Here is a 9,392-nt window from a genome sequence, read left to right as displayed (position 1 = left end):
GGTTTATACATAGCGAACCTCACTCATCTGACCAGTTATGTGTGAAGTCTATCATTAGTTTTGTAGTATTACTACATTTTGCTGGTTTTTTATCCTAAAAATACGTTTTTGGTATTAACAAACGATTAACAAGGTAATTAAATTACATTATGGCTTATCTGCGGTCACACCACTCACCGGACACGTTGTTTGCCAATAGGGAACAAATACAGGCGGATATAAAATGGCTACAACGCCAATTTCCGTTGTTGTCTTCTGAGCAGTTTTCGCTTGTACCGCACGGACTTTTCTCGGCCGTCTCGGTATCGGCATCTAAACCGTACGCGGGCCCTAGGCGAATTGGCTTTTATTATCAATGGTTGCTCACTGAGTTAATCCATCATCATCCTCACTTGCGACTAGAAGCAGAGGAAATACAGGTTAATGAGGCTGGAAAAACACGAGGTGCCATTGATTTTTTGATTGAGTACCAAGGGCAGTTAGAACACTGGGAAGTCGCGGTAAAATTTTATCTTGCTCATCAGAATCGCTGGCTGGGTCCGAACGCCAAGGACGCACTCGATATCAAAGTTGCGCGCATGATTGACCATCAATTGGCTCTGTCGAGTCATCCAAGCTTTTGCCAACAGTTTCCTCATTGGCGGCCCACCCAAAAACGCTTAATGGTTCAAGGCCGGCTTTACCGTCATTACAGCCAGGATACTGACCTGCCCGACTGGCCTCCCGTTAATGCGGCAAGTGTCGGTGGTTGGTGGTGCTGGCCTGACGAACTGCCAACAGACAGAGAATTTGCCATGTTGGCCCGCGATCAATGGTTATCTCTACCAGAATTTGGGGAGTTATCCCCCATTGTCCCAGACAGTCTCGGTAACATAGACCGCACGTGTCATTTGTTAGATAACACACAAACACCTTGGTTCGTGGTGCCGAACACTTGGCCTAATAACGCACCTTCGCCCGCCCCCCAAAAATAAAAAGCGCGCACTTAATCGTGCACGCTTTTTGCAAACGGAGAACGGAAACAGCGCGCTAGACGCCCTGTTGCTCAAACACGCGATCGACAATTTGTTGCGCTTCCTGTTCAATCAAGCGCAAGTGTTGCTCGCCTTTAAAGCTCTCACAGTAGATTTTATAAATGTCTTCGGTTCCTGATGGGCGAGCCGCAAACCAACCATGATCTGTGACCACTTTGAGTCCGCCAATTGCCGCGCCGTTACCTGGTGCATGAGTCAATTTAGCAGTGATGACATCCCCTGCTAAGGTGTCAGCTATCACCATTTCCGGACGCAGTTGGCTCAGCACCTGCTTTTGTTGCGCGTTGGCGACCGCTTGCAAACGGTTATAGGCAGGATCCCCATGTTTATCCGCCAGCTTTTGATAATAAGCCTGTGGTGTCAGCCCCGTCACCGCCAGGATTTCTGCCGCCAGTAAGCAAAGAATAATACCATCTTTATCGGTAGACCAAGGCTGACCATCAAAGGTCAAAAACGACGCCCCCGCACTCTCTTCACCGCCAAAGCCAAGCGTCCCCTCATGCAAACCAGGCACGAACCACTTGAAGCCGACCGGGACTTCAACCAGCGGGCGTGATAAGTCATTGACGACTTTATCGATGATGGCACTAGACACCAGTGTTTTACCGACACCTAACCCTGCAGGCCACTGCTGACGATGTCGGAATAAATAATCAATGCACACCGCCAAGTAATGATTAGGGTTCATCAAACCGGCGGGTGTCACAATGCCGTGACGATCAAAGTCGGGATCATTACCAAAAGCCAAGTCATAATTGTCTTTATAAGCGAGCAACCCAGCCATCGCATAAGCAGACGAACAATCCATCCGGATCACGCCATCACTATCGCGCGGCATAAAGCCAAACGTCGGGTCGACATGATCGTTAATCAAGGTAATATCGAGTTGATACTGAGTCGCAATCTGTTGCCAATAGGCGATACCTGCACCACCTAAAGGGTCAACAGCCAGCTTTAATCCCGCTTTTTGAATGGCTTCAATATCAACCACCTGCGTCAGACCGGCAACATAAGGAGTCACGAGATCTTTTTCAACGTAATAGTCGCTGGCCATCGCCGCATCGATATCGATTTGTTGAACACCCTCTAAATAGGTATCGATGTATCGATTGGCTCGGGATTCAATCGCCTTGGTGATTTCTCCCTCTGCCGGTCCGCCATGTGGTGGGTTATATTTAATGCCGCCATCTTGCGGTGGATTATGTGAAGGGGTAATGACAATGCCATCCGCTTGTTCAGCATGATCACGATTATAAGCCAGAATTTGCTGGGAAATGCCCGGTGTTGGCGTATAGCCCTGATTTGCCTGTGCGATAATTTGCACCTGATTCGCCGCCAACACTTGTATGACCGCCCCAAACGCAGGCGCAGACAATGCATGCGTATCTTTACCGACAAACACTGGCCCTGTGATGCCACGGGCTTGGCGTTCATCACAGATTGCCTGTGCAATCGCTAAAATATGATCACGATTGAAGGTGGTGCTTAATGCGCTCCCGCGATGACCTGACGTACCAAAAGCAACTTGTTGTTCGGGTTGCCCTGGTCGAGGTTGAGCTTGGAAAAAACGCGTAACAAGCGCAGGAATATCACACAAGTCTGCTGCTTGTGCGCGTTGTCCTGCTTGGGGATGCACTGCCATATTTCTCTTCTCCCATGAGTGGCATAGATTAAATCGCGTTCACAACCTTCTCGGTCAAATCACTGGGGAACTGCATTTTTTCCATCAACTGCTCCACCATTTGGCGTTTACGACCAGTGTTGGTATTGGTGATGACCCAAAAAGGTGTATCTGGAATCTGTTTAGGTTTGGTTGTTTTGCCGCTTTCCAACAGTGTTTGTGGATTATCGGAAAAATACAGACGAGTACGTCCTTTTAACGCCATACCATCAGCAAAACCTTGCTGATCAACACGGTATAAAGTGGTTAGGACAAGCATAAAACGGCCTATGGCACGATCTTGTGCGGCAAACTCATCTGAGATCAAAAGCGTTCGCATCGCTTTGACACGATCAGTGGACACACTCCGTCCAGCATCTTTACTGACAACAATGCCACTAGAACGAGAGGACGTCGTCGGCGCAGCTTGACTGGGCTGCGGTGCCGCATCCGACAGTAATAGGCGACGTAAAATGTCTGATGCACTTTCGCCAATATGCTGGGTTTGGCTGGCAATATAACGGTATAGATCGTCGTCAACCTCAATCGTTTTCATTGTTTTTCATCGCGTCCTGTTTATCGTTTGACGGGGCGATTATACAGAGATAGATAGGTATACTCTACGTTAAAGCCAGTAATCTGAGAGAAAAGCAACGTGTTGTTAAATGGAAAATCTCGTGGTGAGGGGTCACCACTCGTATTAATCCACGGTTTATTTGGGGATCTGGATAATTTAGGTGGGCTAGCTAAAAGCCTTGCTCAGCATTTTTGTGTCTATCAGATTGATCTCCCCAACCATGGACAGTCCTATCATACTAAGAGTATGGATTATCAAAGCCAGTCAGATGCTGTGGTTGCTTGGATGAACGCGCAACGTCTTGAGACGGTCACGCTGGTGGGCCATTCGATGGGCGGCAAAGTCGCCATGGCCATCGCCCAGCGTTTTCCCGAGCGCGTCTCGCAGCTGGTTGTGATGGACATTGCCCCCGTCGACTACCAAGTTAGCCGACATGACAATGTCTTTAACGCACTACGCGAGACCCAAACAGTTACCTTAGAAAATCGCCAGCAAGCGCAATCGATCATGAATCGATCGATCGAAAACCCAGGTGTGACCCAATTTTTATTGAAATCACTCTATAAAACCGATCACGGTCACTACGACTGGCGCTTTAATATTGATAAWCTTTATCACGGTTATCGTGACATCATGGGGTGGACAGCCTTTGGACCGTATTCAGGCCCAACATTATTTGTTAAAGGACAGAACTCTGAATACATCCAGTCTGAGCATCGCGATACCATTGTCGCGCAGTTCCCCCATTCAAAAGCGCACATGGTGGCAGGCACAGGGCATTGGCTACATGCAGAAAAGCCAGCCGTGGTCGCAAGTGTCATCGAACGCTTTTTAATGCCGGGCGAGCGTTAACAGTTAAGCAACCCTTGTGGTATATTGCGCCGCAGAAGTCGGTGCTCAATGGAGGCACGCATGCTTTACGAGCACTTTCAATTGCTCGAAAAAATTGGTCTAGATCTCGTCTTCGCCGCGATTTTCTTTTTTATCGGCATGGCAATTAAAGACGTGTTACGTGAGGGCAACGTACCAGTATTCGGTCGACGCATCGTCTGGTTTGTGCTCACGCTAGGCTGTGTCGGCTTTATCGTAAAAGGGGTTATTCAATTGGTTTGGGAAGGCGTCGGTATCGGCTAACCCAACGGAGAATAATCGCCTATGCATATGGGTGTGAAAAAGCACGGCTTTTTCTTAAATTCGAGTTAGTTGCAAACAGCAACCCACTGACAAAAACGGGTATTTTTATATGGCGAGTGTAGGTCTCTTCTTTGGTAGTGACACAGGCAACACTGAAGCAATTGCGAAAAGCATTCAAAAGCAGCTGGGCAAGCAAATGGTCCACGTGCAAGACATCGCGAAAAGCAGCAAAGAAGATATTGATAACTTCGATCTGCTGCTGATCGGGATCCCAACTTGGTATTATGGTGAAGCGCAGTGTGATTGGGATGATTTCTTTCCCGAGCTAGAGCAAATCGACTTTTCCACCAAACTCGTTGCCATTTTCGGCTGTGGTGACCAAGAAGATTACGCAGAGTACTTCTGTGATGCAATGGGCACAGTGCGTGATATTATTGAAGCCAAGGGCGCGACCATCATTGGTCACTGGCCAACGGAAGGATACGAGTTTGAAGCCTCGCAAGCCCTTGTGGATGATAGCCATTTTGTCGGCTTATGCGTTGATGAAGATCGCCAACCAGAGTTGACCGACGAACGTGTGAGCAAATGGGTTAAGCAAATTCACGAAGAAATGTGTTTAGCCGAACTCGAAGACTAAAACACACTGATTCGAAAGACGAAAAAACGCCAAGGCGAGCTTAAGCTTAGCCTTGGCGTTTTTTATTACGCAGCTTCTTTGGGCGAGACATCACGGTATTGCCGTTTCTTTCTCACATACAGCGTGCGCTTGACTTCTGCAACCACCTCGCCATGTGCATCTTTCACATGTACCACAAATTCGGGTAACACCTTGTCACCCTGCCCTGCCTTATGCTGAATATCGGTTAATACCGCTTCGCTGATCACAAAATCTGCATATAAATCGGTGGTCCCAGGCTTGATAAAATTGATATCAGCTTGCTTGTCCCACACATGGTACTGTGGCCCTAAAATGCCCATTAACATCAATGCGTAAACAGGATCAGTTAAGGAGAAGATACTGCCGCCATACTGAGTACGATTGGCATTTTTGTTCCACCAACGTAACTTCAATCGCATATTGACACGTTTAAAGTCAGGGCTGATGTTTTCAATGCGAATACCGGCTCCCCAAAACGGTGGCCAGCTATTAAGTGCCCACTTCACCACTCGTGGCTTATAGAAACGATTCATGGTCTATTGACTTCCTTATCTGGTCCAACCAGGCAATATTCACATCTTGTAAACATTGATGCAACCACAGGTGAACAATTTTCGTACGCAGAAAGCATGGCTGATGTAGCGAGAGCAGTGCAATTTTGATAGTCTTATAGAATATTTCCTTGCTAATCCAACTGTCTTCACAGAGACAGAAAACAGGTAGATACACATGTCAGACAATAACCAGGCGTTGAAGCAAGCTGGGCTGAAAGTCACGCTCCCACGACTCAAGATCCTAGAAGTGCTGCAACAGCCAGATTGCCAGCACATCAGTGCCGAAGACCTGTATAAGAAGTTAATTGACCTAGGCGAAGAAATTGGCCTAGCGACGGTCTACCGCGTATTAAACCAATTTGATGATGCGGGCATTGTAACGCGTCACCATTTTGAAGGCGGTAAATCGGTCTTTGAACTCGCGACACAGCATCATCACGATCACTTAGTTTGTCTTGATTGCGGTAAAGTCATTGAGTTTTCTGACGACTTAATTGAAGAGCGTCAGAAAGAGATTGCCGCCCGCTTTAATGTGAAATTAACCAACCATAGCCTATATCTGTATGGCCATTGTCAGGAGGGCGACTGCAAAGCCGATCCTTCCATTCACAACGCAGATTAATCGATGCTCACCGACTAGCGGTGTGACATAACAACAAAAAAGCCGGCGTGATAAACACGCCGGCTTTTTATTACTTCCCTTCTATTTTCGCCCAAGTATCCCTTAGGCTCACTGTTCGGTTAAAAACAAGTGCATCGGGTTGGCTATCTTTGTTATCGACACAGAAATAGCCCGTCCGCTCGAACTGATAACCTTTTTCAGCCGGCGCATTCTGCATACTTGGCTCGACATAGCCTTGCTGTACTTGCAGTGATTCTGGATTAATCGTCTCGGCAAAGTTATCTGCACTTGCTGGGTTAGGTACCGTAAAGAGGCGATCATACAAACGGAACTCAGCAGGTAACGCCTTATCGGCAGATACCCAATGAATAACGCCTTTGACTTTACGACCATCGGCTGGGTCTTTCCCTAACGTATCGGGGTCGTAGCGACAATACACCGTGGTAATATTGCCGTCTTCGTCCTTGTCACAGCGTTCTGCTTTCACCACATAGGCATTACGCAAACGCACTTCTTTGTCTAACACCAGACGCTTATATTTTTTGTTTGCTGATTCGCGGAAGTCTTCGCGCTCAATCCAGATTTCACTCGAGAAGGGTACCTGGCGGGTTCCCATTTCGGGTTGGTTCGGATGATTCGGCGCGTCAAGCCACTCAACACCGTCTGTTTTGTTTTCAATCACCAGTTTAATGGGATCAAGAACAGCCATTGCGCGCGGTGCGTTGTCGTTCAAGTCGTCACGGACACAAGACTCCAAAGAGCTCATTTCAATGGTGTTGTCTTGCTTAGTGACACCAATACGCTGACARAACTCACGAATCGACGCCGGTGTATACCCGCGACGACGTAAGCCAGAGATAGTCAGCATACGTGGGTCATCCCAACCATTAACGAGTTGTTCTTCCACCAATTGATTGAGTTTACGTTTCGACATCACCGTGTATTCGAGATTCAGACGGCTAAATTCATACTGATGAGGCGTACAATCAATGGTGATGTTTTCCAGTACCCAATCATACAATCGACGGTTGTCTTGAAACTCTAACGTACAAAGTGAGTGAGTAATGCCCTCAAGCGCATCAGAAATGCAGTGGGTGAAGTCATACATTGGGTAAATGCACCACTTATCCCCAGTTTGGTGATGATGGACAAAACGAACGCGATAAAGCACAGGATCACGCATCACCATAAACGGCGATGCCATGTCTATTTTGGCTCGTAGACAAGCTTTTCCTTCTTCGAACTCCCCCGCGCGCATTTTTTCAAACAGTGCGAGGTTTTCTTCAACAGTACGCTCACGGTAAGGGCTATGTTTGCCCGGCGCCGTCAGGGTACCGCGATACTCGCGGATCTCATCGGGCGTTAGCTCTTCAACATACGCCAATCCTTTTTTAATCAACTCGATGGCATAACCATAAAGCTTATCAAAGTAGTTTGAGGAGTAACGCACCTCTCCCGCCCAATCAAAGCCTAGCCACTGCACATCACGCTTGATTGACGCGACATACTCAACGTTTTCTTTCTCTGGGTTAGTATCGTCAAAACGCAGGTTACATTCACCCTGATAGTCTTGCGCAATCCCAAAATTCAAACAAATTGATTTAGCATGGCCAATGTGCAAATACCCATTCGGCTCCGGTGGGAAACGTGTCACGATCGCTGTGTGTTTCCCTTCCGCCAAATCTTTATCAATGATTTGGCGAATAAAGTTAGTGGGACGAGCTTCAGCATCACTCATCAAGGTTACCATACAGGCATCAATCGAAGTCAGGTTTTGATGGCCGCCTAATGCTTTCAAGTATTGACGCGCAAGTTCACGGTTATCACTCTTGCCATTGTTGTTGGCAGGCGCACTTTCAACCGCGTCATCTTCTCGACCTGGCGTTTTCAAGTTCATTGCCATGATAGCCGCTCGGAAGGTGGCATAGTAGAGCACAAAGAACACCAGCCCCATGACAGGAAGCATATACCATTCGTTGGCGACGGGGTTTTTCGAGGACAACACCAAGTCAACAAGGCCTGCCGAGAAACCAAAGCCTGCCGTCCAGTTGAACGTTGCAGCAATGAACAACGAAATACCGGTCAAGAACGCATGCAAGACAAATAGCACTGGCGCGACGAACAGGAAGGCAAACTCAAGCGGTTCAGTCACCCCGGTAAAGAAAGACGCAAAACCTGCAGCAATCATGATCGATGCCACACGTGCTTTATTCTCTGGGCGAGCGGTGTGATACATAGCCAACGCTGCACCCGGTAGGCCAAACATCATCACGGGGAAGAAACCGGCCATATACATGCCTGTAATGCCTTTAATCGCCTCACCAGATTCTAGGCCTTGCGCACCGAGCCAGAAACGACCCAAGTCATTAATCCCGACGGTATCGAACCAGAATACCGCATTCAGCGCATGATGCAGCCCGACTGGAATAAGCAGGCGGTTAAAGAAGCCGTAAATACCAGCACCGGCGGCGCCTAAGTTGGTAATGCTTTCACCGAAGTGAACCAGGCCACCAAACACCACAGGCCAGACAAACATCAGTACAAACGAAATGGCGATAGCCACCACAGATACCAGGATAGGTACCAAGCGTTTACCACTAAAGAAGGCTAATGCTTTTGGCAGCTCAACGCCGCTATAGCGATTATAAAGCTCAGCCGACACCACACCAATCAAGATACCGATAAACTGGTTATTGATTTTGCTAAACGCTAACTCATTGTTACCCAGAGAAATATCGATTAAACCAATTTGGCTAACCGCGCCTGGGGCACATAACGTGGTGATCACCATAAAACCAACAAAGCCCGCCAGTGCCGCCGCACCGTCTTTATCTTTTGACATCCCATATGCCACACCAATGGCAAATAAGACGGACATGTTATCAATGATCGCCGCGCCTGACTTAATCATAAAAGCAGCAAGGGCGTTATTTGCGCCCCAACCGGTTGGATCCAGCCAGTAGCCGACCCCCATTAAGATCGCAGCTGCAGGTAGTACCGCTACCGGCACCATCAGCGCACGACCTATACGTTGTGCATAACCAAGAATATTCACCGTCGTTCCCCCTGTGTATTTTTCTGTGTTCAGCAATTGTGCGTCTATGCGCCTTCGCTGGAACCACCACTTGAGCATTCACTCAAGGACTTTTTATT

Annotated in this window: 9 protein-coding genes; 5 read left to right on the top strand and 4 right to left on the bottom strand. The window is 47.9% G+C overall.

Annotation, left to right across the window (positions count from 1 at the left end; all coding sequences use genetic code 11):
- Positions 1-149: 149 nt before the first annotated feature.
- Positions 150-974 (top strand): DUF1853 family protein, encoded by an 825-nt coding sequence (locus BZG79_RS07550; RefSeq protein WP_077774092.1) that lies wholly within the window; start codon positions 150-152, stop codon positions 972-974.
- A gap of 55 nt (positions 975-1,029) precedes the next feature.
- Here the strand turns inward: BZG79_RS07550 and pgm are convergent, their stop codons facing one another.
- Together pgm and seqA are read right to left on the bottom strand one after the other, a co-directional pair.
- On the bottom strand, positions 1,030-2,676 hold the full coding sequence (gene pgm / locus BZG79_RS07545) for a phosphoglucomutase (alpha-D-glucose-1,6-bisphosphate-dependent) (RefSeq protein ID WP_077774091.1): 1,647 nt from the start codon (positions 2,674-2,676) through the stop codon (positions 1,030-1,032).
- Between the two features lie 28 nt (positions 2,677-2,704).
- Positions 2,705-3,250, bottom strand: coding sequence for a replication initiation negative regulator SeqA (seqA, locus tag BZG79_RS07540; protein WP_021022465.1), 546 nt, complete (start codon positions 3,248-3,250; stop codon positions 2,705-2,707).
- Between the two features lie 99 nt (positions 3,251-3,349).
- On the opposite strand from seqA, the gene BZG79_RS07535 reads away from it, so the two are divergent.
- From BZG79_RS07535 to fldA, 3 genes are all read left to right on the top strand, one after another.
- The gene (locus BZG79_RS07535) at positions 3,350-4,123 is read left to right on the top strand and encodes an alpha/beta fold hydrolase (RefSeq protein WP_077774090.1); all 774 of its coding nucleotides are present in this window, start codon (positions 3,350-3,352) and stop codon (positions 4,121-4,123) included.
- A 60-nt stretch (positions 4,124-4,183) separates the two neighbouring features.
- Complete coding sequence (locus BZG79_RS07530; protein ID WP_021022467.1) at positions 4,184-4,405, top strand: DUF2788 domain-containing protein; 222 nt, start codon at positions 4,184-4,186, stop codon at positions 4,403-4,405.
- A gap of 109 nt (positions 4,406-4,514) precedes the next feature.
- Positions 4,515-5,042, top strand: coding sequence for a flavodoxin FldA (gene fldA, locus BZG79_RS07525; protein WP_077460163.1), 528 nt, complete (start codon positions 4,515-4,517; stop codon positions 5,040-5,042).
- Between the two features lie 65 nt (positions 5,043-5,107).
- Here the strand turns inward: fldA and BZG79_RS07520 are convergent, their stop codons facing one another.
- On the bottom strand, positions 5,108-5,596 hold the full coding sequence (locus tag BZG79_RS07520; protein WP_077774089.1) for a DUF4442 domain-containing protein: 489 nt from the start codon (positions 5,594-5,596) through the stop codon (positions 5,108-5,110).
- Positions 5,597-5,792: 196 nt separating this feature from the next.
- Between BZG79_RS07520 and fcrX the strand changes: the two genes are divergently transcribed.
- On the top strand, positions 5,793-6,239 hold the full coding sequence (gene fcrX / locus BZG79_RS07515; protein ID WP_021022470.1) for a ferric iron uptake transcriptional regulator FcrX: 447 nt from the start codon (positions 5,793-5,795) through the stop codon (positions 6,237-6,239).
- 70 nt (positions 6,240-6,309) lie between these two features.
- On the opposite strand, the gene glnS is transcribed toward fcrX, so the two are convergent.
- On the bottom strand, positions 6,310-9,294 hold the full coding sequence (glnS, locus tag BZG79_RS17010; RefSeq protein ID WP_347336583.1) for a glutamine--tRNA ligase: 2,985 nt from the start codon (positions 9,292-9,294) through the stop codon (positions 6,310-6,312).
- Between the last annotated feature and the right edge of the window lie 98 nt (positions 9,295-9,392).

Origin of the sequence: Salinivibrio sp. MA427 (assembly GCF_001996115.1) — a bacterium.
Classification (GTDB): domain Bacteria; phylum Pseudomonadota; class Gammaproteobacteria; order Enterobacterales; family Vibrionaceae; genus Salinivibrio; species Salinivibrio costicola.
This window is presented reverse-complemented; position numbering and strand designations above follow the sequence as displayed.